22 protein-coding genes are annotated in these 23,370 nt (G+C 47.4%); 4 read left to right on the forward strand and 18 right to left on the reverse strand.

Features of this window, described 5'->3' with window-relative positions; genetic code table 11:
• The first annotated feature begins 104 nt into the window (after positions 1-104).
• Complete coding sequence (locus tag TRNA_RS40905; protein WP_003186038.1) at positions 105-1,094, forward strand: LacI family DNA-binding transcriptional regulator; 990 nt, start codon at positions 105-107, stop codon at positions 1,092-1,094.
• A 332-nt stretch (positions 1,095-1,426) separates the two neighbouring features.
• Here the strand turns inward: TRNA_RS40905 and prmC are convergent, their stop codons facing one another.
• Entirely contained in the window at positions 1,427-2,293 is an 867-nt protein-coding gene (gene prmC, locus TRNA_RS40910) for a peptide chain release factor N(5)-glutamine methyltransferase (RefSeq protein ID WP_003186041.1), read from the reverse strand.
• 2 nt (positions 2,294-2,295) lie between these two features.
• Positions 2,296-3,366, reverse strand: coding sequence for a peptide chain release factor 1 (prfA, locus tag TRNA_RS40915; RefSeq protein ID WP_003186043.1), 1,071 nt, complete (start codon positions 3,364-3,366; stop codon positions 2,296-2,298).
• A 135-nt stretch (positions 3,367-3,501) separates the two neighbouring features.
• Here prfA and TRNA_RS40920 point away from each other — a divergent pair, with 135 nt between their 5' ends.
• Entirely contained in the window at positions 3,502-3,885 is a 384-nt protein-coding gene (locus tag TRNA_RS40920) for an SMU1112c/YaeR family gloxylase I-like metalloprotein (RefSeq protein ID WP_011198391.1), read from the forward strand.
• Positions 3,886-4,021: 136 nt separating this feature from the next.
• Positions 4,022-4,582 (forward strand): chromosome-anchoring protein RacA, encoded by a 561-nt coding sequence (racA, locus tag TRNA_RS40925; RefSeq protein ID WP_011198392.1) that lies wholly within the window; start codon positions 4,022-4,024, stop codon positions 4,580-4,582.
• Positions 4,583-4,636: 54 nt separating this feature from the next.
• Here the strand turns inward: racA and TRNA_RS40930 are convergent, their stop codons facing one another.
• From TRNA_RS40930 to TRNA_RS40975, 10 genes are all read right to left on the reverse strand, one after another.
• The gene (locus TRNA_RS40930) at positions 4,637-5,593 is read right to left on the reverse strand and encodes an AEC family transporter (RefSeq protein WP_003186048.1); all 957 of its coding nucleotides are present in this window, start codon (positions 5,591-5,593) and stop codon (positions 4,637-4,639) included.
• Between the two features lie 178 nt (positions 5,594-5,771).
• Positions 5,772-7,475, reverse strand: coding sequence for an oxaloacetate-decarboxylating malate dehydrogenase (gene malS / locus TRNA_RS40935; protein ID WP_003186049.1), 1,704 nt, complete (start codon positions 7,473-7,475; stop codon positions 5,772-5,774).
• 338 nt (positions 7,476-7,813) lie between these two features.
• A complete protein-coding gene (locus TRNA_RS40940) occupies positions 7,814-8,398 on the reverse strand; it encodes a thymidine kinase (RefSeq protein WP_003186050.1) in 585 nt (194 codons plus the stop codon).
• A 78-nt stretch (positions 8,399-8,476) separates the two neighbouring features.
• A complete protein-coding gene (gene rpmE / locus TRNA_RS40945; RefSeq protein WP_003186051.1) occupies positions 8,477-8,677 on the reverse strand; it encodes a 50S ribosomal protein L31 in 201 nt (66 codons plus the stop codon).
• 127 nt (positions 8,678-8,804) lie between these two features.
• Positions 8,805-10,088: a transcription termination factor Rho gene (gene rho, locus TRNA_RS40950; protein ID WP_003186053.1), complete on the reverse strand. Its 1,284-nt coding sequence runs from the start codon at positions 10,086-10,088 to the stop codon at positions 8,805-8,807.
• A 461-nt stretch (positions 10,089-10,549) separates the two neighbouring features.
• A complete protein-coding gene (gene glpX, locus TRNA_RS40955) occupies positions 10,550-11,515 on the reverse strand; it encodes a class II fructose-bisphosphatase (protein ID WP_003186056.1) in 966 nt (321 codons plus the stop codon).
• 66 nt (positions 11,516-11,581) lie between these two features.
• The gene (locus TRNA_RS40960; RefSeq protein ID WP_003186058.1) at positions 11,582-12,871 is read right to left on the reverse strand and encodes a UDP-N-acetylglucosamine 1-carboxyvinyltransferase; all 1,290 of its coding nucleotides are present in this window, start codon (positions 12,869-12,871) and stop codon (positions 11,582-11,584) included.
• A gap of 257 nt (positions 12,872-13,128) precedes the next feature.
• On the reverse strand, positions 13,129-13,764 hold the full coding sequence (gene fsa, locus TRNA_RS40965; RefSeq protein WP_003186060.1) for a fructose-6-phosphate aldolase: 636 nt from the start codon (positions 13,762-13,764) through the stop codon (positions 13,129-13,131).
• A gap of 232 nt (positions 13,765-13,996) precedes the next feature.
• Entirely contained in the window at positions 13,997-14,854 is an 858-nt protein-coding gene (locus TRNA_RS40970) for a class II fructose-bisphosphate aldolase (RefSeq protein ID WP_003186061.1), read from the reverse strand.
• Positions 14,855-15,056: 202 nt separating this feature from the next.
• Positions 15,057-15,434 (reverse strand): response regulator, encoded by a 378-nt coding sequence (locus TRNA_RS40975; protein WP_085959535.1) that lies wholly within the window; start codon positions 15,432-15,434, stop codon positions 15,057-15,059.
• 173 nt (positions 15,435-15,607) lie between these two features.
• Here TRNA_RS40975 and TRNA_RS40980 point away from each other — a divergent pair, with 173 nt between their 5' ends.
• Positions 15,608-16,138 (forward strand): DUF2529 domain-containing protein, encoded by a 531-nt coding sequence (locus TRNA_RS40980; protein WP_009329789.1) that lies wholly within the window; start codon positions 15,608-15,610, stop codon positions 16,136-16,138.
• A 133-nt stretch (positions 16,139-16,271) separates the two neighbouring features.
• Here the strand turns inward: TRNA_RS40980 and TRNA_RS40985 are convergent, their stop codons facing one another.
• From TRNA_RS40985 to TRNA_RS41010, 6 genes are all read right to left on the reverse strand, one after another.
• The gene (locus TRNA_RS40985) at positions 16,272-17,879 is read right to left on the reverse strand and encodes a CTP synthase (protein ID WP_003186064.1); all 1,608 of its coding nucleotides are present in this window, start codon (positions 17,877-17,879) and stop codon (positions 16,272-16,274) included.
• Positions 17,880-18,133: 254 nt separating this feature from the next.
• Positions 18,134-18,649 carry a DNA-directed RNA polymerase subunit delta gene (gene rpoE / locus TRNA_RS40990; RefSeq protein WP_003186065.1) on the reverse strand — a complete coding sequence of 172 codons (516 nt, stop codon included), beginning with the start codon at positions 18,647-18,649 and terminating at the stop codon, positions 18,134-18,136.
• A 301-nt stretch (positions 18,650-18,950) separates the two neighbouring features.
• Positions 18,951-20,090: an acyl-CoA dehydrogenase gene (locus tag TRNA_RS40995; protein WP_003186066.1), complete on the reverse strand. Its 1,140-nt coding sequence runs from the start codon at positions 20,088-20,090 to the stop codon at positions 18,951-18,953.
• A gap of 21 nt (positions 20,091-20,111) precedes the next feature.
• A complete protein-coding gene (locus TRNA_RS41000) occupies positions 20,112-21,242 on the reverse strand; it encodes an acyl-CoA dehydrogenase family protein (RefSeq protein WP_011198393.1) in 1,131 nt (376 codons plus the stop codon).
• 12 nt (positions 21,243-21,254) lie between these two features.
• Complete coding sequence (locus TRNA_RS41005) at positions 21,255-22,118, reverse strand: 3-hydroxybutyryl-CoA dehydrogenase (RefSeq protein WP_011198394.1); 864 nt, start codon at positions 22,116-22,118, stop codon at positions 21,255-21,257.
• Between the two features lie 15 nt (positions 22,119-22,133).
• Entirely contained in the window at positions 22,134-23,312 is a 1,179-nt protein-coding gene (locus tag TRNA_RS41010; protein WP_011198395.1) for an acetyl-CoA C-acetyltransferase, read from the reverse strand.
• Positions 23,313-23,370: the final 58 nt, after the last annotated feature.

A 23,370-nucleotide genomic window follows, 5' to 3' on the forward strand; every position in this document is an offset into this window, starting at 1 on the left:
ATTTCACCCCATTTTTATTATTTTGGGAAATTGTCATATTTCATGACATATCTTAAATGATGGAATCGATACCATAACAACTCTTTTTTTCAGGAAGTGACTTTATGCCTACGATTGACGAAATTGCAAAATTAAGTAATGTGTCAAAAACAACTGTTTCAAGAGTACTGAACGATCATCCCTATGTATCTGAAGAAAAAAGGAAGCGGGTTTTGGAAGTCATCGAAAAATTGGACTACATCCCGAACACGTCTGCACGAAAGCTCAGATCCAACAAAACGATGTTTCTCGCAGTGTCTGTCCCACACGCGGACCACCCCTTCTTCGCTCAGCTTATGAAGCATATGTCCGCTGAAGCGCTGAAACACCAATACAAAGTCATTGTGTTTCAGACGTTTTATCAAAAGCAGAATGAACTGAAAGTACTGGAGCTGCTCAAGAGGAAAGAAGTCGACGGCGTTATGCTATGCAGCCTTGAAAATGAATGGGAAGACATCAAAAAATACGTCAAATACGGTCCCGTGGTTATGGCAAATGAATTCCACGCCGAAGCGGACGTGCCGGTGATCTGCTATGACGAATTCGAAGCCGGATATAAAGGAACGGAGCTTTTTATTCAAAAAGGGCATCATTTAATGGCCTTTTGCTGTGACACGATACACAGCAAGGCCCAGATTATGAGAAAAGAAGGGTTTATGAAAGCATTGTCTGATGCAGGTTTGCGTTTCCAGGAGAAGTGGATGTTCAGCCACGCATTTACCATTCATGACGGCTTCCGCATTATGGACCAGATCCACAACATGTCCGAAAAGCCGACCGCCATTTTTACGGGAAACGACCAAGTGGCCGCAGGAATTATTAAAAGGGCCCGATATTATCAATATGAAGTGCCAAAGCAGCTTGCAGTGCTTGGATATGACAATCAATCGATCTGTGAGGTGACCGATCCGGAAATCACGACAATCGATATACCTGTTGAAGAGCTGGCTCAAAAAGCCGTATGTGCAATGGTAAACCTTCTGAATGGGGAAAGCGGCTTACAGAGGGATGTCGTGACACTGTCCCCTGCATTAAAAATAAGACAATCTGTTTAGTATATATATTAATCTTGAACTATTTTTTATTTTATTCAGATAAAAATTTTGTTAAAAAATGGTAAAGCACGCCGCCAGAACGGTCAAGGCTGCGGTTCCTATTTTCCACCGGGAATTTGAGCCGCCCCCCTTTTGTTCGACACACTTAACAATTGGAGGCGCAGTTTTCTAATGGCTAAATTTACAGCTGAGGAACTAAAGGGTAATTTGCGGGGAATGAAGGGCATAAACGGATCAAGATCAAATGAAAAGGCATGAGCCTGGTACAATACCGGAATCATGCCAGTTAAACTGTTTCATGACATTTTATTGTCTAACTTTTGGAGTCACTTTTAACTATGTTGTTCAATTACCGCGCAGACGATGCGGTCTTTTCCATTAAGATCTTTCTTCACCCGCACGTCAGCATCAGGAAAGAACCGGTGAAACATGTCTTTAACGGCATTCCCCTGAGTCCAGCCGATTTCAAACACCACCAGTGCCTGATCTGCGATGACAGATGGAATTTCCTTCATGAAACGCTTATAAAACTGCAATCCGTCAGCACCGTCCGTTAAAGCCCCGGCGGGTTCATGGAGACGGACGACATCTGACAGCGTCCTCATGTCTTCCTCGGATATATAAGGTGGATTCGAAACGATGACATCAGCTTTCTTCTGTCGCGCGATAAGCGGTTCAAGCAAATCACCGCAGAGGAAATCCACTTTCGCCCCAAGCCGGTCAGCGTTGTGTCTTGCGGTACTTAAAGCTTGTTCCGAAATATCCGTCGCCGTGACGGAAAAACGCGGGCTCTCAAGCGCAAGGGTCACTGCAATCGCCCCGCTTCCTGTACCGACATCGACAGCTTTAAGACGATCTGTCCCGTGAAAAACTCTTTCCGCTTCGGAAAGGACAGCTTCAACGACTTCCTCTGTTTCAGGACGCGGAATCAGAACGTGTTCATTTACCGAAAATTCCCTTCCGTAAAAGGACTCTTTTCCGGTGATATATTGAACAGGCACTCCTTGATGATGAAGCTCGACAGATTTTTTAAACCTCGCAAAATCAGACTCTGATATGACATCATGGAAGCTTGCCAACAGTTTGCTGCGGTCGATGTTCAGCTGATCTGTCAGCAAAATTTCCGCGGCATTCCGGTCTCTTCCCGCTTCCGTCAAATAAGAAGAAGCCCACCTGAGGGCTTCAAAAATTGTTTTCATGTTTAGCTCTCCGCCTGCTGAAGCTTGCTTGCCTGATCCTCTACAATCAGGGCGTCAATCACTTCATCAAGCTTGCCTTCAAGGATTTGGTCGAGCTTTTGGATCGTCAAGCCGATCCTGTGATCGGTAACGCGGTTTTGCGGAAAGTTATACGTGCGGATGCGCTCAGAGCGGTCTCCTGTTCCGACGGCGGATTTCCGGTTTTGATCATATTCAGCCTGAGCTTCCTGCTGAAATTTGTCGTAAATTCGCGCGCGCAGAACCTTCATCGCTTTTTCTTTGTTTTTGATCTGAGATTTCTCATCCTGGCAAGACACGACAACACCTGTCGGAAGGTGGGTCAGACGGACGGCTGACATCGTCGTATTGACGCTTTGCCCTCCCGGACCGCTCGATGCGAAGGTGTCGACGCGAATGTCTTTTTCATGTATATCGACTTCTACCTCTTCCGCTTCAGGCAGGCAGGCTACCGTTGCCGTGGATGTATGGATGCGCCCGCCGGATTCGGTCTCTGGAACGCGCTGTACGCGGTGTGCGCCGTTCTCATACTTCAGCCTTGAGTATGCGCCGTTCCCATTGATCATAAAAATGATCTCTTTATATCCGCCTGTACCTGTCATATTCGCTTCCATCACTTCTGTTTTCCAGCCTTGGAGCTCTGCGTAGCGGCTGTACATGCGGTAAAGGTTGCCGGCAAATAAAGCGGCCTCTTCTCCGCCCGCTGCGCCGCGGATTTCCATGATAACGTTTTTGTCATCATTCGGATCTTTAGGGATCAGCAATACCTTCAGCTGATCTGTGAGCGACTCGATTTCTTCCTGCAGTTCGGAAATCTCCTCTTTCACCATCTCGCGCATGTCGGAGTCAAGCTTTTCTTCAAGCATCGCTTTAGCATCGCTCAGCTGTTCCGACGCGCTACGATAACGTCTGTATACTTCAACTGTTTCCTGTAAATCAGATTGTTCTTTCGAATATTCTCTAAGCTTCTTCGGATCGTTGACAACCTCCGGATCGCTTAATAGTTCATTTAATTTTTCGTACCGGTCCTCTATCGATTTTAAACGGTCTAACACGCTATTCACCTCTGTTTGCTGTGCGTAACATTCTAATTATAGTATAGGGACTCTTCCCCGTCAAAACAACTTCGCCGTTATCGGCAGCAGCCGCGTCTTTTTGCTATACTTTTAAGAAAAAAGGAGCTTGACTCAATGCTGGAATCGATTCATCACATCGCCATCATATGCTCGGATTATGAAGCATCCAAAACATTCTATGTCGACAAGCTCGGACTTGAGATTCTGAGCGAAACGTACAGAAAGGATCAGGAATCATATAAACTGGACCTCTCATTAAACGGCCGCTATGTCATCGAACTGTTTTCTTTTCCGGATCCGCCCGCACGCCTTACCAGACCCGAAGCTGCCGGACTCCGCCATTTGGCTTTCACGGTGGCCGATCTTGACCAGACCGTCAAGGAGCTCAAGCAAAAAGGCATCACTGCTGAACCGATCCGCACCGATCCCGGGACGGGCAAGCGCTATACGTTCTTCTCCGACCCGGACGGCCTGCCTTTAGAGCTTTACGAAGCATAGCAACGGCTGCACCCTCTGGGGAAAAACCGCTTTCTTTGCCGAATCCCTTCTTCTTTTGTCTAACAGGAAGGAGGCCTTTTCATTCAGGTCGAATACCCTTTTTAATGAACAGTTACAGGTTAAAAGGAGGTATCTTATGAATACTGCTGATGCGGCAAATGAACTGGGGGTTTCAACCAAAACGGTGCAGCGTTGGGTCAAGCAGCTGCAACTGCCCGCTTCCCGAAATGAGCTTGGCCACTACTTTTTCACGGAAGACGATATCGCCATTTTAAAAGAAGTAAAAGAGCAGTTGAAAAACGGTACGCCTATGCAGGATGTCACGGTCAAACGCCCGAAAAAAACCTTCTTCATCAAGAAAAACGAAATGATTCAAACGAAAGAGCCTGCACTGCAATTGAATGAGCGGCTCGAAGAAAGGCTGCAGCGTTTTTTAGAGCATGAACAGCTTGAACGCGAGCTGCTCCAAAAGAAAATCGCCGAGCTGGAAAGAAAGCTGGAGCAAAAAGCGGACGAGGTCGTCTCCTACCAGCTTCTGCAGCAAAGGCGCGAACTTGAAGAAGAACGGCAGCAGATCAAGCATCTCGAGCAGAAAATCAGCCAATTGGAAAGCATGAACCGCCGGGAAAAAGATACAGCCGTCAGAAGAGAAGAAAAAAAACCGAAGAGCAAATTGAAATCGATCTTCTCTTTTTAAAGCGCAAAAAAGCTTGCAAGGCCATAAACGGCTTCTTGCAAGCTTTTTTCTTACTTAAGCTGTAATTGCAATCAATATCGGCAGCGAAATAATTGACAGCACCGCACTGATCACAAACGCGGATGCCGTTTCCGCTTCCTGGCTTTCAAAGTTTGTAGCAATCATGGCCGCCACAGCAGAACCAGGGAATGCCACGAGCAGAACCGCTTTTGTCATGTCGGCAGAAGAAAGGCCGACGACCATCGCGATCACAAACATTAAAGCAGGCTGAGCAGCGACTTTTAATAAAGCGATGCTCAAGGCAGGCATGCTGAATTTAATTTTGCGGATTCCGACAGTCACCCCGACTGCGAATAGGGCGATTCCTGAAGTCGTATCTCCGAGCATATCAAGCATTTTCTGCGGCAATTCAGGAATTTGCAGACCGAATAACACAAGAATGATACTTGCAAGCGGTGCAAAAGCAAGCGGTTCAGACAAACCGTGTAAAATTGATTTTCCTGTCACCTTCCAAATGCTGTCCGTCGTTTCCGTTTGTTTTTTTGAAGAACGGCCGACGGTTCCGACGATGATCGCAAGAGGATCAAGCATCGCATTTACGACAATTCCCGTAATCGCGATTGGAATCGCAACTTCCTGCATGCCGAACAGGCTGCCCAATACAGGAATGCCCATAAAGGCGAATGTCGGCTGTGCTGAGTTCAATGAGAACATTGAAGCATCTGTTAAATCGTATTTAAACAAAAATCGTAAAAGAAGCAAAATAATAACGTAAAATCCAACGATACCGATTACCAATGAAATCATAAGCGGAATCTGGCTGTAAAACTTATCTTTTGGCGTTGACAAAATGCTTGATACAAAGTGGGCCGGAAGCGCGTATTTCGTTACGAGCGTACTTACCCCTTTTGCTGATTTAGCATCATAGCTTCCAAAGTGACCCGCAAACCATCCCAGCGCAATAACAAAAAATATTGGCGCAAGGAGGATTAAAATATTTAAAAAGCTCAAGGCTGTTTCCTCCTCTATGTTGTCCCTTTCAGGGACGTATTAACGGCGGCTGATAAACGCGGTCGCCCTGTTACACAGCCGCCGATCCCATTTTTTTCAAATTTGATTGGTGCAGCCCGGTGACAAAACATCCGCACCCGGGCTGCCGTTTCTTTTATCGTTTCCTCAGAACCTAATATTAGTCTTGTTTTGCAACAATTGTTTTATACTCCGGACGCCACATGGCTTCGCGGACAGCCTTTTCGACATCTTCAGGCTGAACTTGGGCCACGCCGTCTTTAATGGCAGCTTTTACAACGTCGATCGCCACTTGAACGGATACGTCTTGCAGGTCGTCGATTTTCGGCAGAAGACCTGCACCCGGCTTTTCATGATCCACCATGTTCGCGACCGCGTTGGCAGATGCAGCAAACATGCCGTTTGTGATGACTTTCGCTTTCGCAACGATTGTACCCAGGCCTAATCCAGGGAATACAAAAGCGTTATTGGATTGTCCGATTTCGTGTTTCACGCCATTGTACTCAACAGCTTCAAACGGGCTTCCCGTCGCCACAAGCGCTTTTCCGTCCGTCCATTTGAACAAGTCTTCAGGAACAGCTTCGGCCAGATGTGTCGGATTTGACATCGGCAGAATCACAGGACGCTCAGTATGAGCCGCCATCTCTTTGATGATTTCTTCACTAAAGGCGCCGGCAACACCTGATGTACCAATCAGGATCGTAGGCTTCACTTGACGGATGACTTCCTCAAAGGAAATCTCTCCCTTTTCATTGCGTTTCCAATCTTTCACTTCTTCCGTATCGCGCAAATACGGTTCTTGGAAATCCATGATTTGATCCATGCCTGTCGTTAATAATCCTCTGTAATCGACTGTCCAGAATGCACGGTTGGCTTCTTCTTCTGAAAGCCCTTCAAGCACCATGGTGTCGCGGATTTGGTCAGCGATTCCTATACCAGCAGAACCAGGTCCGAAGATGACGACCCGGTGGTCTTTCAAAGACGTGCCGGTCTTTTTGACAGCTGCTAAAATCGCAGCCAGCGTGATAGCCCCTGTTCCTTGAATATCATCATTAAATGTTGCAATTTTATGGTTATATTTACTCATGATATTGCGGGCATTTTTATTTCCGAAATCTTCCCAGTGTAGAAGCGCGTTAGGGAAAAGCTTCAATGCTGTTTCGACATAAGCGTCGATAAATTGTTCATAGCGCTCGCCTTCTACACGCGGATGACGGTTTCCGATATAGAGCGGATCGTTTAGCAGTTTTTCATTATTCGTTCCGACATCCAGTACGACCGGGATAACGCGGCTCGGATCGATTCCCGCTGCCGCCGTATATACTGCAAGCTTACCAATCGCAATATTGATGCCTCCGACGCCCCAGTCGCCGATCCCCAAAATGCTTTCGGAATCTGTAGCGACGATCAAATCGATGTCATCAGCAGATGCCTGCAGGTTTTTAAAAGCCGTTTCGATTCCGTCCATATCATCGATTGACAAGTAAACGCCGTGCGGTCTGCGGTATTCGTGGCTGTATTCCTGAATCGCTTCGCCGACAGTAGGCGTATAGACAACCGGAAGCATTTCACGCAGGTGGTTTTGCAATAATTTATAGAAAAGCACTTCGTTTCTGTTTTGCAGATCGTTCAAATATACGTTTTGGCGAAGTCTGTCAGGTTGACGGGAAAATTGTTCGTAAGCCCGTTCTGCCTGCTGATCAAGGCTGAGAACAGTCGGCGGCAGAAGCCCTTCTAGACCGAGGTTCTTTCTTTCTTCAAGAGAAAATGCAACACCTTTATTTAGCGTTGGAATGGAAAGAACGTCTTTACCCCGCAAAGAAGTCTCCAAATGTCCTTCCTTCGTTCTTCTCATGTTGTTCACACTAATTACCTTCTTTCTTAAAATGTTAATGAAGTGAAATAAATACGGTAAACAATATAGAATATTTGCCTTTTTACACATGTAGATTTGTCAAATATGTAACGCGCGTTTTTTGACAAAAAACTGAACATTTCCTAAAACCTATTTACTTTTTACTGACTACAGTAAGTCATTTTATGCCTGCTTTTGTCAAAATTCAAGCGATGAAAATTAGTTAATTTTTTCGTATTCTTAATTAAGTTTTTTAATTACATTAATTCCCGCAAAAAGGATTCAATAAAAAAAACACTTGTTTTTACCAAGTGTTTTCGAGTGAAAATCTATATGTTTTTCCGATTTCATTTCGGGTTTCCAGGCACTTCATGATGGTGGCGGCAGCGCGCTTCATATGCTTCGGAGGCCCCAACCAAAATGACCGGATCGTCATAAGAAGCAGGTTTTCCATTGATCAGCCTCTGCGTGCGGCTGGCTGGAGATCCGCAGACAGAGCACACGGCTTGCAGCTTGGTCACCGTTTCCGCTAAAGCCATCAGATCGGGCACGACGCCGAAAGGCTCGCCCCGGAAATCCAAATCAAGGCCTGCTGCAATCACACGGTAGCCCTGATCAGCCAGAGAAGTTAACGTGCCGACAATCGTTTCGTCAAAAAACTGCACTTCATCGACGCCGATGACATCCGTTTCTTTGCTTATGTATTGAAAAATTTCTTCCGGAGATGCGATGGCATGGCACACAATGGATGTCCCATTATGCGATACAACCGATTCGCTGCTGTAGCGATTATCAATGGCTGGTTTAAACACTTTGACTTCCTGCTTCGCAAACGTCGCCCTTTTGATCCGGCGGATGAGCTCCTCTGATTTGCCCGAAAACATGCTTCCGCATATGAGTTCAAGCCAGCCGCTTTGCTTCATGATGTACATCCAACTAACTCCTCTCCAGCAATTATTGCAAGTAAAAAACAGGCAAGAAGAATCCCTGCCTGTTTATCATATCTATTATTACTTAAGACCGTATTTTTTGTTAAAGCGATCAACACGACCATCAGCAGAAGCGAATTTTTGGCGGCCAGTGTAGAACGGATGGCATTCAGAACAAATCTCAACGCGTACCTCTTCTTTTACTGAACCTGTTTCAAATTCGTTTCCACAAGCGCATTTGACTGTTGCTTTTTTGAACTCAGGATGAATTCCTGCTTTCATGTCTGTCATCTCCTTCCGCCCTGAATCCAATTCGGAAACAGAGTTATTATTCCGGGGCAAAACCTCCGGAACGCACATGATAGAATTATAACAGCGATTCGGACGTTTTGCAAACTAAAGTTTTAAATCAGCGCCTTGCAGCAGACATATTGGCTTGTTTCCATTCCTGGATCAGAATATCGAAAAACTCCTGATTCGTTTTCGTCTTTTTCATTTTTCTCATGAATTTCTCGACGAAGTCAGGCGTGTCAGACATCGTTTTCCGGATTGACCACAGACGATCAAGGTGCTCTTTCGGAACGAGAAGCTCTTCTTTACGCGTACCCGAACGGCGAATATCAATGGCAGGAAAGATTCTTCTTTCCGCAAGAGAACGGTCAAGATGAAGCTCCATGTTCCCTGTTCCTTTAAATTCCTCATAGATGACGTCATCCATCCGCGAGCCCGTGTCGACGAGAGCGGTCGCCAGGATCGTTAAGCTGCCGCCCTCTTCAATGTTGCGGGCTGCTCCAAAGAAACGCTTTGGACGGTGGAAAGCGCCGGGATCGATTCCCCCGGACAACGTTCTGCCGCTCGGCGGAATGACAAGGTTATAGGCGCGGGCAAGCCTTGTAATGCTGTCCATTAAAATGATAACGTCCTTTTTATGCTCAACAAGCCTCATTGCACGTTCCAATACAAGCTCGGCCACCTTGATATGGTTTTCAGGAACTTCGTCAAACGTTGAGCTGACAACGTCTCCTGCAACCGAACGTTCGATGTCGGTCACTTCCTCAGGTCTTTCATCGATAAGAAGCACGATCAGCTCCGCTTCCGGATGATTGGTTGTGATGCTGTTCGCGATCTCTTTCAAGAGCATGGTTTTACCCGCTTTAGGCGGAGCGACGATCAGACCGCGCTGTCCAAAGCCGACCGGCGCCATCATGTCCATGATCCGTGTTGACAGGTGATTCGGCTTCGTTTCAAGCACCATCTGGCGATCTGGATAAAGAGGCGTTAATGCCGGAAAGTGCACGCGTTCTTTTGCTGATTCAGGATCGTCGCCGTTAACCGCTTCAACGTGCAGCAGGCCGTAATACCGTTCGTTTTCTTTTGGAGGGCGGACCTTTCCGGACACTTTATCACCGTTTCTCAAATCAAAACGGCGGATTTGTGAGGCGGAAATATAGATATCCTCTGAACTAGGCGAGTAGTTGATCGGTCTGAGAAAGCCGAACCCTTCGGACTGGATGATTTCCAATACGCCTTCCATGAACAGCAGATCTTCCTGTTCGGCGTTTGCTTTCAGAATGGCAAAAATCAGTTCCTTTTTTGTCAGTTTGCTGTAATAAGAGACTTTATAATGCCTTGCAAGCTCATACAGCTCTTTTAATTTCATATTTTCCAAAGATGAAATGGATACATCTTTCACTAAGAACACCACTCTTTTCTAATCGAATAATTTACTTTGTCTCATCAATTTCACGAAAGACGATTAATGTATACTGCCGATTCGTTTTACCGGCAACGCTTCTACCCATATATATCGACGTATTGAAAAGGATTATAAGTATGAGTCGAGAAAGAAGCGAGGACTTAACAAGAGAAGATAATCGCATATCTGATAGATGCGGCAGGATTTTGGTTCTCTCTAGGAACCAGCATGTGCAGAAAATTTCGCAGCACTCTTTAGTTTTACCTCATTTGTCGTACATATTCAACTTCATTTATGATTTGACATGAAATTGATAGAGATGACCCTGTTTTGAAAAATGCCTTGACATGAAGAAGAAAAGCCGTTAGCTATTGTATCAGAGTATGAACCTTGATTCAATTCGTGAAGTGAAATACAAGGGAAAAGCGGGTCGTTTATATCCCCGCTTTTCCTTTTCCTTATGGCCGGATGACTAGGTTAGGTTTTTTCTTGAGACTGTGTCTTCCGTCCACAAACCGTACCGTACCGGATTTTGCCCTCATGACTACGCTGTGGGTCGTTCCAACAGATCCTTTGAATTGCACGCCTTTCAGGAGCTCTCCGTCTGTGACGCCAGTTGCGGCGAAAATCGCATCGTCTCCTTTGACGAGGTCTTCCATGCGGAGCACTTTGCCCGTATCAAGCCCCATCTTTTCACAGCGTCTCAGTTCTTCCTCACTTTGAGGAAGAAGCTTTCCGTGAATTTCCCCTCCGAGAGCTTTGAGTGCAACAGCCGAGAGTACGCCTTCCGGAGCGCCTCCTGAGCCGAATAAAATATCGACGCCTGTATGATCAAAAGCGGTGTTAATCGCACCGGCCACGTCCCCGTCATTGATCAGCTTGATTCTGGCGCCTGCTTCGCGAAGCTCATGGATGATTTTCTCATGCCGCGGACGGTTCAAAATCGTGGCTACAACATCTTCCACATCTTTATTCTTTGCTTTTGCCACAGCTTTCAAGTTATCAATCACAGGCGCTTCAATATCGATGCAGCCTACAGCTTCAGGACCTACAGCGATTTTATCCATATACATGTCAGGCGCATTCAGCAGGTTTCCGTGATCAGCCACCGCAATGACTGCGAGAGCGTTCCATCCGCCGCTAGCGACGATGTTCGTCCCTTCGAGAGGGTCTACTGCTACGTCTACTCGAGGGCCGTAGCCGTTGCCGAGCTTTTCTCCAATATAAAGCATCGGCGCTTCGTCCATTTCCCCTTCTCCGATTACCACCGTTCCCTTCATAGGAATGGTGTCAAACACATCCCTCATGGCGCTTGTCGCAGCGTCGTCGGCTTCGTCTTTTTTACCTCTTCCCATCCAGCGCGCTGACTTTAGCGCAGCCGCTTCTGTCACACGAACAAGTTCCATCGATAAGCTTCTTTCCATTCCTATCTAATCTCCTCTCACCCATATGAAATCGTTTTATGTTTTATCTATAACAGCATTTGTCGATCACGAGTTTTGCAGCTGTTCAATTTCCTGGTCTGTCAATTTTTCGCGCCAGACAGTGGCCCCGAGCTTTGTCAGCTTTTCTTCAAGCTGACTGTAGCCTCTGTCAAGGTGCTCCAAACCGGTGATTTCCGTGACACCTTCCGCCATTAGACCGGCAACAACGAGACATGCTCCCGCCCGAAGATCACTCGCTTTCACCTTGGCGCCCTGCAAAGGAGCTGGCCCGGTAATGATCGCCGATCTTCCTTCAACCTTCATCGACGCACCCATGCGTCTCAGCTCGTCAATATGTTTGAAGCGAGCGGAGTAAATGGTGTCAGTGACAACGCTCGTCCCGTTTGCCTTCGTTAAAAGCGATGTCATCGGCTGCTGCAGATCGGTCGGAAAGCCGGGGTATACGAGCGTTTTCAAATCGACCGGTTTCAGCTCTTTCTGTCCGCCGACCATTAAAATCTGCTCGCTGCTTTCTTCGATTCGAACCCCCATTTCGCGGAGCTTGGCGATTAACGATTCCAAATGCGTCGGAATTACATTATCAATCAGCACTTCTTGTCCCATGGAAGCAGCTGCAATCATGAAAGTGCCGGCTTCGATCCGGTCCGGAATAATCGAGTGTCTGCACCCGTGAAGCGATTCAACGCCTTCGATGCGGATGACGTCCGTACCGGCGCCTTTTATTTTTGCTCCCATGCTTGTTAAAAGAGTGGCAACATCGATAATCTCAGGTTCTTTCGCAGCGTTTTCAATTACGGTTCTGCCTTTGGCAAGCACGGCGGCAAGCATGATGTTGATCGTTGCTCCAACACTGACGACATCAAGATAAATGCGCGCGCCTTTTAATTCCTCCGCACGCAGATAGATCGCACCCTGTTCGTTTGTCACTTCGGCTCCGAGCGCCTCAAAACCTTTGATATGCTGATCAATCGGTCTCGGACCAAGGTGGCAGCCGCCTGGAAGGCCGATGACCGCTTTCTTAAAGCGTCCTAGCATCGCGCCCATTAAGTAATAAGAAGCCCGAAGCTGTTTCACTTTTCCATTCGGCAAAGGCATGCTGATCATCGGCGCAGGATCAACGACCATTTCTCCCTTTTCAAAGTGAACGTTTCCGCCGATCTCTCTCAGCAGATCGCGAAGCGTCAAAATGTCTGAAATATGGGGAAGGCCTTCAAGCGTAACCGTCGAATCAGCCAAAATCGTCGCAGGTATGAGAGCGACAGCGCTGTTTTTCGCTCCGCTTATATGTACTGTGCCATTGAGAGGATCGCCGCCAGCTATATTTAACTTTTCCATGATCGTCTCCTTCCTTAAAGAAGATAGCTAATGGAGCGCTTCATAATGAGATTTCCTTCAAACTCAAAATAAATGGTTCATTTCAAAATCTATCCAATTAAAAGAGAAAGAATACAACACATTTCAAATTTATCGGGAAGAAAAGTAGCGAAGCAGACTGCGGCAAGGTTCTCTTCTGCAAAACATTCATTTCTCTTTGTAAGACAAAATGGTGACAAACGGAGGGAGCCCCTCCACTTGCCACCCACATGAAGCAATTATTTATTCCAGTCAGCCAAAAACTGTTCGATCCCTTTATCAGTAAGCGGGTGCTTTGTAAGCTGGTGAATGACTTTGAGAGGCATCGTGCCGATATGAGCTCCCCTGAGCGCGGCCTCAGTCACATGCTGCGCATGGCGGATGGACGCGGCGATGATTTGCGTGTCCAAACCGTGCACATCGAAAATTTGTTTAATTTCACTGATCAAGTCGAGGCCGTTGTGGCCGATATCGTCAAGGCGTCCCAGGAACGGGGAAACATACGTAGCTCCTGCTCTTGCGGCAAGAAGCGCCTGATTTGCGCTGAAGATCAGTGTGACGTTCGTTTTAATTCCGAGATCGGTTAATGCTTTAACAGCTTTCAGGCCGTCAGGCGTCATCGGAATTTTCACCGTAATATTCGGCGCGATTTTCGCAAGCTCTTTTCCTTCTTCAATCATCTCTTCAGCCTTCAGAGAAATAACCTCGGCGCTGACTGACCCAGAAACCACTTCGGTAATTTCACGCAGACGGTCATGAAACGAAATGTTTTCTTTTGCTACTAAACTAGGATTTGTCGTAACTCCCGCAAGCACGCCGAGAGCGTGCGCCTCTTTAATTTCGTCTAAATTTGCAGTATCAATAAAAAACAGCATATTGATAAAACCTCCTGTCATGAAAATGTCTGAACTGTGGAACTTGTTTGCGCTTTCCGGATGATATGGATAAAACCGCCTGTCGCTATCAGGCGGCTTTTTTGACTGAACGGGAAGCAAAAGAGCCTCATGCCGTCACATGGCATGTGTTAACAGCACTTCCCTCTAAAACACCAGAAAAACATCCTGTTTCCCCGGCTTTGCGGGAAAACAGATGCTTTTCCAATCGTCATTATGCTTTGTTTGAAGAACCAAATTCGCGCATTTTGCCGATAACTGTTTCTTTGATAGCTTCGCGTGCAGGTCCGAGGTATTTGCGCGGATCATACTCTTCAGGCTTCGCAGCCAGCGTTTCGCGAACAGCTTTCGCGGAAGCGATTTGGTTTTCAGTGTTGACGTTGATTTTTGCCGTACCTAAAGAAATAGCTTTCTTAATGTCGGCAGTCGGAATGCCTGTACCGCCGTGAAGTACGAGCGGAAGACCAGTTGTATTTCCGATTTCTTCCATTTCTTTAAATCCAAGGTTTGGTTCGCCTTTGTAAGGACCGTGAACAGAACCTAATGCAGGAGCAAGGCAGTCGATTCCTGTGCGCTCAACAAGCTCTTGGCACTCTTTAGGATCCGCGTAGATGACGCCATCTGCAATTACGTCGTCTTCCTGTCCGCCTACAGTTCCAAGCTCAGCTTCAACTGATACGCCGTGGAAATGAGCGAGCTCAACAACTTTTGAAGTCGTCGCAACGTTTTCCTCGAAAGGATGGTGAGAAGCGTCGATCATAACGGAAGTGAATCCCGCATGAATCGCTTTTGCACAAGATTCAAAGCTTGAACCGTGGTCTAAGTGAATCGCAACAGGCACTGTTACGTTGTATTCTTCCATCAGCGCTTTAACCATTGCAACAACGGTTTTAAAACCGCCCATATAGCGTCCCGCACCTTCTGATACACCGAGGATAACAGGAGATTTCTCTTCTTCAGCGGCTTGTAAAATCGCTTGAGTGAACTCAAGGTTATTTAAGTTAAATTGTCCGACAGCATATCCGTTTTCTTTTGCTTTATTCAACATTTCCGTCATTGATACTAAAGGCATGTCGAAAGTCCTCCTTATGTAGCCTGATTTGCTTTTGCGAAAAAAGCCTCCACACCTACCTAGCATGACCAGAAAAATCCGCCATATGTAAAATGTTTTGTTTTTTAAAAAACGTTAGACAGCTTTTCTCTACTTATATAGAATAACAATTAATCAACAAATCGGCAACATTGTGACTGTGACAACATCAAAAACTTTTCCGCTATCCGTTGGACTTTATGGGCAGATACGTTTTGACGGCATCGCGGATTTCGTCGATGTCAAAAGGCTTAGCAAAGTGTGTCAGGGCTCCGAGCTCCTTCGATTCCTGGATCATGTCGAGCTCTCCGTAGGCCGTCATGATGATGACGCGGATCCCCTCGTCTATGATCTTCATTCTTTTTAAAATTTCAATTCCGTCCATTCCGGGGATTTTCATATCGAGCAGAACGAGGTCGGGGCGCTGGTTTTTCACAATGTCAAGCGCTTGAATCCCGTTTGCGGCCTGGAAGGTTTTGTACCCTTCTTTATTGAAAACTTCATTCAGCAGAACCCGAATCCCGTACTGGTCGTCTACGATTAAAATCTTCTCATTCATGATTTACACCTCTATATTTATAATTTTCGCCAAAATTAAGCAGTAGTTTATCTATTCTGTTTTGTTTTTCTCTTTTCCTTTAATTAAAATATTTAAGTTTGCGACATATTTAGAGGATTTTTCCCATTATTCTCTTTTGTTATATAATGATAGTCAGTAAAAAAGGAGGAGTCACCTTGCTTAAAATTTTCACCACTCAATTGACGGGAATCTTCAACCGGATTCAAGAGGGCGAGGCCCAATCGATAGAGGACGGCGCCCGCTTGTTGGCTCAGGCGGTCATCAGTGATCATTCGGTTTATGTATACGGAAAAAATGAATTGGAAGGCATTTTGAAAGAAGCGATGTACAGTTCTGAACCGTTCCCCTCAGTCAAACCGCTGCAGAAGGACGAAGAAAACTGGCCCGATTTTGAAATGACGGACAAAGTGCTGATGTTCTGCGCCGGTTCAGCGGATGACGAAGAACTGAAAATGGCGGAAAAACTGTATGAAAAAGGAATCGGACTTGTTGTCGTCTCCCCTTCGGGAAAAGACGGCGTCCCGATCGCATCCTTCGCCGATGTCCATATCGATTCAAAGCTGAGAATGCCGCTTCTTCCCGATGAAGACGGAACAAGGTACGGATTTCCGTCCCTGATGGTCAGCCTCTATATTTATCATGCCCTATCCTTTACATTAAAGGAAATCCTCCAGGAATACCAATAAAACAGGGTTGCCTAAAGGAAATTAGTGACGTGAGGCCGGCCTAATGAATATAGTACCAGTTCGGGCCGCCATTATCATCAGAAAGAGCCAAAAAAAGCCCGCCGGCGTGATTTGCCGGCAGGCTTTTTCTTTTTTACAGCTTTTCCGAAGTCTTTAGCGAAGCATGTACGAAGTCTCTGAACAGAGCCTGAGGTCTTGTCGGTCTTGACGTAAATTCAGGATGGAACTGAGACGCGACAAACCATGGATGGTCTTTAAGCTCGATAATTTCTACGAGACGGCCGTCAGGGCTTGTCCCGGAAAATACAAAACCGGCTTCTTCCATCTGCTGTCTGAACTCATTGTTGAATTCGTAGCGGTGGCGGTGGCGTTCATACACCACTTCATTTTCATATGCCTGATATGCTTTCGATCCTTCTTGAAGCTTGCACGGATAAAGTCCGAGGCGCAGTGTTCCGCCGAGGTCTTCAATGTCCTTTTGTTCAGGGAGAAGGTCGATAATCGGATACGGTGTAGACGGATCGATTTCGGCTGAGTGCGCTCCTTCAAGGCCGAGCACGTTTCTCGCGTATTCAATCGATGCCACCTGCATTCCGAGGCAAATGCCGAAGAACGGAATCTTTTGTTCGCGGGCATATTTGACTGTCGTGATTTTCCCTTCAACACCGCGGTCTCCGAATCCGCCCGGAACAAGAATACCGTCCGCATTTTGAACAAGATCGGCAACGTTGTCTTCCGTCACTTCTTCCGCATTGATCCATTTAACTTGAATGTCTGCATCAAACGCATAACCCGCATGGCGAAGCGATTCTACAACTGAAATGTAAGCATCCGGGAGCTCAACGTATTTACCGACCAAAGCGATTGTTACCGTTTTGGACAGATTTTTCACCTTTTTGACGAGTTCTTTCCACTCTTCCATATCGGCTTCTCTGCAATCCAGCTTCAAGTGGCTGCAAACCAGGCTGTCCAGGCCTTGTTTTTGAAGGTCGAGAGGAATGGAGTAGAGCGTATCCGCATCTCCAGCCTCGATGACGGCTTTAGGATCAATGTCGCAGAAGAGCGCGATTTTATCTTTCATGTCCTGAGAAATCGGCATTTCTGTTCTCACGACGATGACATTTGGCTGAATGCCGAGGCTGCGCAGTTCTTTTACGCTGTGCTGAGTCGGCTTTGTTTTCATTTCTCCCGCCGCTTTAAGATATGGAACAAGCGTACAATGGATGTACATCACATTGTCGCGGCCGACATCGCTCTTGATCTGGCGGATCGCTTCAAGAAATGGCAGCGATTCGATGTCACCGACGGTTCCGCCGATTTCAGTGATTACGACATCAGCGTGCGTTTCTTTTCCGGCGCGGAATACACGGTCTTTAATTTCATTTGTGATATGAGGTATTACCTGTACGGTTCCGCCTAAATAATCGCCTCTGCGCTCTTTTTTCAGCACCGTGGAATAGATTTTTCCTGTTGTCACGTTGCTGTATTTATTTAAATTGATGTCGATAAAGCGCTCATAATGGCCGAGGTCAAGATCCGTTTCCGCACCGTCGTCGGTTACAAACACTTCACCGTGCTGATACGGGCTCATCGTACCCGGGTCTACGTTGATATACGGGTCAAATTTTTGAATGGTGACATTCAAACCTCTGTTCTTCAGCAGGCGGCCGAGCGAAGACGCCGTAATTCCTTTTCCAAGCGAGGATACAACTCCTCCGGTTACAAAGATATATTTTGTCATTTCTGTACCCCTCTCTTCGATTAACGCTTATTTCTTAAAATGCTCTTTTTATGAAAAATCATTTAGATCTTTTCTAAATGATTTAAATGATTAGGAGGCGGAAAAACAAGAAAGCTCCCTTTCAATTTCTTGAAAGGGAGCTGATAGTCCGTATCACTCGAATCTCTTCGTTTTGAAGAGCCCAAAATACATACTACCTAGTTCGCCTGTGAAAGTCAAGATCGATTTAAACATGAATTCCGTTCAGAAGGCAATTACTCTTCGTCTTCCTCTTCATCAAAATCTTCATCATCATCCAGGATCTCGTCTTCAAGATCATCCAGCTCATCATCGTCGGCTTCATCGATTTCATCGAATTCATCGGCGTCAATGTCCAAATCTTCTTCGACATCGTCAAGAAGAATATCATCCTCGTCGATTTCTTCGAATTCGTCAAGATCAAGATCTTCTTCAACCGCTTTTTTCGCTTTTTTCTTTTTCGCTTTTACAGTCGGCTGGGTTTCTTCATCAAGCTGATCATACGGATACCAGCTGCGCAGGCCCCACGTTTGGTCTGACAGCGCCAAAAAGCGTCCGTCGATATTTAAATCTGTGTAGAACTGGGCGATGCGGTCTTCCAGCTCTTCTTTCCCCATTCCAAGCAAGGAAGCCACTTGATCTGTTAGCTCCTGGAATGTAATCGGTTTTTTGTGTTCCGAGAAAATTTCGTATGCGATTTCAACTAAAGCCATTTCCTTTAGCTGTTCCTCTGAGTATTGTTTCAAACTCATCGCCAGACACTCCCTTTCTATCTTCATGTATGTATCTACTATCTCTGTCATAGAAAATAAGCATGTAATCCCTGTCTTTACGACAAACCATACCTCTCATTATAAACAAAAGAAATCACTTTATGCCACCTTTATTCCCGTTAATTCAATAATTTTTGCCGGTTGCATTGGAAATCGGCGGCAAGCGGGATTGAAACATAGAACAGCCGGGAGCGTCCGGCCCCTTCAAAACAAAAAAACTGCGCCGGCATCCTGTCCGCCGGCGGCAGATCAAGCCGGGCCAGACGGCGATTTTCCACCCTTATTTCATCAGCATTCTCGAAATGACGAGCTTCTGAATTTCCTGCGTACCTTCATAGATCTGTGTGATTTTTGCATCGCGCATAAAGCGCTCGACCGGATAATCCTTTGTGTAGCCGTACCCGCCGAATATTTGCACGGCCTCCGTCGTCACTTTCATGGCCGTATCCCCTGCGTAAAGCTTTGACATGGCAGAAGCCTTTCCATAAGGCAGTCCTTCTGATTCCAGCCATGCCGCCTGGTAGGTTAAAAGCCTTGAAGCTTCAATCTCCGTCGCCATATCAGCCAGTTTAAAAGCGATGCCCTGCTGCTCGGCGATCGGCCTGCCGAATTGCTTCCGCTCTTTCGCATACGCCTTCGCCGCCTCAAATGCGCCCTGGGCAATCCCGACGGCTTGAGCGGCAATTCCGTTTCTGCCTCCATCGAGCGTCTTCATCGCGATTTTAAAGCCTTCACCTTCCCCGCCAAGGCGGTTTTTTAAAGGCACGCGGCAGTCCTGAAAGATGATTTCGGTTGTCGGTGATGAACGGATGCCCAGTTTCCTCTCTTTTTTTCCGACAGAAAAGCCGGGGAAGTCCTTTTCAACGATAAAGGCGGTTGTGCCTTTGTGTTTCTGTTCCGGGGCAAGGTTGGCAAACACGATGTAGAAGTCCGCGATTCCGCCGTTTGTGATAAAGATCTTCGTCCCGTTCAAAATATATTCATCGCCTTTTTTTTCTGCGGTCGTTTTCATGCCGCCGGCATCGGAGCCTGAACCGGGCTCCGTCAATCCGTAGGCTCCTATCTTTTCGCCGCGGGCCATCGGCTTTAAATATTCCTGTTTCTGTTCTTCTGTTCCAAATGCATAAATCGGCCAGCCCGCAAGCGATGTATGGGCAGACAAGGTGACACCCGTTGAGGCGCAGACTTTCGAAAGCTCTTCAACCGCGATGACGTAGGCGAGATAGTCGCTGCCGATTCCCCCGTATTCCTCTGGCCACGGTATACCCGTGAGCCCCAATTCCGCCATTTTTGCAAACAGTTCCATGTCAAACCGCTCTTCCTCATCCCGCTCTTTCGCAGTCGGCTCCACCTCGTGATGGGCAAAGTCGCGCACCATCTTCTGTATCATTTGGTGCTCTTCGCTCAGCTTAAAGATCATCCTTTTTCCCCCTTTGACACCTTATAAATGTTTACCGATGACGATCCGCTGGATCTCGCTCGTGCCCTCATAAATTTCACACACTTTCGCATCCCTGAAATATCGTTCAGCGCTGAAATCCTTTGTGTATCCGAAATCTCCGAGCAGCTGCACGGCCTCTCCGGCGACATACATCGCCGTTTCCGAAGCGAACAATTTGGCCATTGAAGCAGCTTTCCCCGTCTGCATGCCTTGCTGTTTCAACGAGGCGGCCTGGTAGACGAGAAGCCTGGCCGCCTCTGTCCTCGCCGCCATGTCGGCCAGCTTAAAGGCAAGCGCTTGGCCGTTCTTATACAGCTCTCCGTCCGGATACCGTTTTTTTAGAAATTGAACGGCTTCAGAAAGCGCTCCCTCGGCGATACCCAGAGCCTGCGCCGCAATTCCGATCCGGCCGGTATCCAGGTTGGACAGGGCCATTTTGAATCCCATTCCTTCCTCCCCCAGCAGCTGCCGGGCGGGAATGACAGCGTTATCAAAATTTAAAGTGACCGTTAGCGAACCGTGGAGCCCCATTTTCTCTTCATTTTTTCCGATGAAAAAGCCCGGCGTGCCCTTCTCCACGATAAAAGCGGAAATGCCTCCCGTTCCCGCCTCCGGATCGGTTGAAGCGAAAACAAGATAAATGTCCGCGGCTCCGCCGTTTGTAATAAAAACTTTCGTTCCGTTCAGCACATAGGTATCGCCGCGCTTTTCGGCCCTGGTTTTTAGACTGCCCGCATCGGAACCGGCACTCGGTTCGGTTAAACAAAAAGCTCCCAAGTACTGCCCTGCTGCCAGCTTTTTAACGTAGTGCTCTTTTTGCCGCTCATTACCGTTTAAAAGAATGGGAATGGTGACAATTGACGTGTGTACAGATAGAACCGCACCAAGAACGGCGCTTTTCTTTGACAGCTCATGTATGGTCATCATATAGGTGATAAAGTCATGACCGGCCCCGTTGTACTTAGCCGGTATCGGAAGCCCCATCCAGCCGCGCTCCGCCATTTTCTTCAAAAGAGAGGTTGGAAAACGGCCTTTTTCCATTTCAGGTACAAAAGGAGCGACCTCCTGTTTGACAAAATCCCTTACAACCTTCTGCATGCGGGTCTGCTCTTCTGTAAACTGAAAATTCAAGCTCACCCCTCCTTATGTCGGCTGCTTTTCATACGTATAAAACCCTCTGCCCGTTTTCTTTCCGAGTCGTCCTGCGCTGACATATTGTTTAAGGAGCGGACAAGGCCTGTACTTATCGTCGCCAAAGCCTTCATGCAGCGTCTCCATAATATACAGACACGTATCCAGACCGATCAGATCGGCGAGAGCCAACGGGCCCATCGGATGGTTCATGCCAAGCTTCATGATTCCGTCTATGCTTTCTTTCTCGGCGATGCCTTCATAAAGTGCAAAAACCGCCTCATTAATCATCGGCATTAAGATGCGGTTGGAGATAAATCCCGGGAAATCCCGCACCTCTATCGGAACCTTGTTCATCCGCTCCGCCGCAGCCACGACGGTTTCATATGTTTCGCCGCTCGTCTCAAGCCCCCTGATGACTTCGACAAGCTGCATGACGGGAACCGGGTTCATAAAATGCATGCCGATGACGTTTTGAGGTTTTTTTGTGACGGCAGCAAGTTCCGTAATCGACAGGGACGATGTATTTGATGCCAATATCGCTGAGTCTTCGGTCACTTCATCAAGCCGCGTGAAAATGTCTTTTTTTACGTCCATTTGTTCAACAGCCGCTTCAATGATGAGAAAAGCTTCCCGCGCTTCGTCGAGCGCAGCCGACGGAGAAAGGCGCTGGTAGATTTGCTTCACATCTTCATGCGGCAGCTTGCCTTTTTCCGCCTGTCTGAAAAGCTGGCCGGAAATGCGCTTCATTCCTTTTTCAATTTGTTCAGGTGATACGTCATACATGTAAACATTGTATCCGGCCTGGGCAGAGACCTGAGCGATCCCGGACCCCATCTGGCCGGCTCCGATGACCATGATCGTGTCTTTTTTCATCTGAAATCCCCCTTTTTATACCTCGATCATCACGGCGTCTCCCTGGCCGCCGCCGCTGCAAATGGCAGCAATCCCTATACCGCCGCCGCGCCGTTTTAATTCGTACATAAGCGTTAAAATGATTCTTGCTCCGCTCGCGCCGATCGGATGGCCGATCGCAATGGCGCCGCCGTTGACATTGACCTTCTCCATGTCAAGACCCGCGATCTTTCCGCTTGCCAAAGCAACCGCAGCGAAAGCTTCATTGATTTCAAACAGTTTGATATCAGAAAGCTCAGCTCCCGTTTTGTTAAGCAGTTCTCTGATGACAAGCCCGGGGGTTTTCGGAAAGTCTTTTGCTTCGACTGCAATTGATGTGTGCGCTTTAATGACGGCCGGCGCCTTCACATTGAGTTCCTTTGCCTTGTCTTCATTCATCACGATAAGTGAGCATGCCCCATCATTTACCCCCGGCGCGTTTCCCGCCGTAATTGTCCCATTATGGTCAAAAACCGGGGCAAGCTTTGACAGCCTTTCCATTGACGTGTCGCGCCGCGGTGCTTCATCTTGATCGACCGTTAATTCGCCGTCCCGCTTCTCTTGGATGCTGACCGGGACGATCTCTTCTCCTAGCGCGCCTGAATCCGCAGCGTGTACGGCTCGCATGTGGCTCCTGAGCGCCCACCGATCCTGCTCTTCCCTAGCAATCTCCAACTCTTTCGCAGCGGCATTTCCGTAGGAGCCCATGTGAACGCCCGTAAATGAGCATGTCAGCCCGTCTGCGATCATCAAATCTTTAACCGCCCCGTCTCCCATCCTCAGCCCCCACCTCGCTTTTTGAAGCAAATAAGGGGCGTTTGACATCGATTCCATACCTCCGGCGGCAATGACCTCCGCATCACCGGCCCTGATGATCTGATCCGCCATTGTGACGCTTCTTAAACCTGAAGCGCACACTTTATTAATCGTTTCCGTTTTGACGTCCCACGGGAGTCCCGCAAAACGCGCGGCCTGCCTCGACGGCAGCTGCCCCTGTCCGCCTTGAAGTACGGAGCCCATGATGACTTCATCGACATCCTCAGGATTTACACCGGAACGTTTTAATGCCTCTTTTACGGCGATTCCGCCGAGCTCCGCAGCCGTCTTTGACTGAAGCGCGCCCCCGAGTTTTCCAAAAGGCGTGCGTGCGCCGCCTGCAATAACTGATCTCGCCACCTGACATCCTCTCCCCTTATCATGATTTGTACATACCGAAGATAAAAGAAGGCGGAGA

It is taken from the genome of Bacillus licheniformis DSM 13 = ATCC 14580 (assembly GCF_000011645.1).
GTDB classification, from domain to species: Bacteria; Bacillota; Bacilli; order Bacillales; family Bacillaceae; genus Bacillus; species Bacillus licheniformis.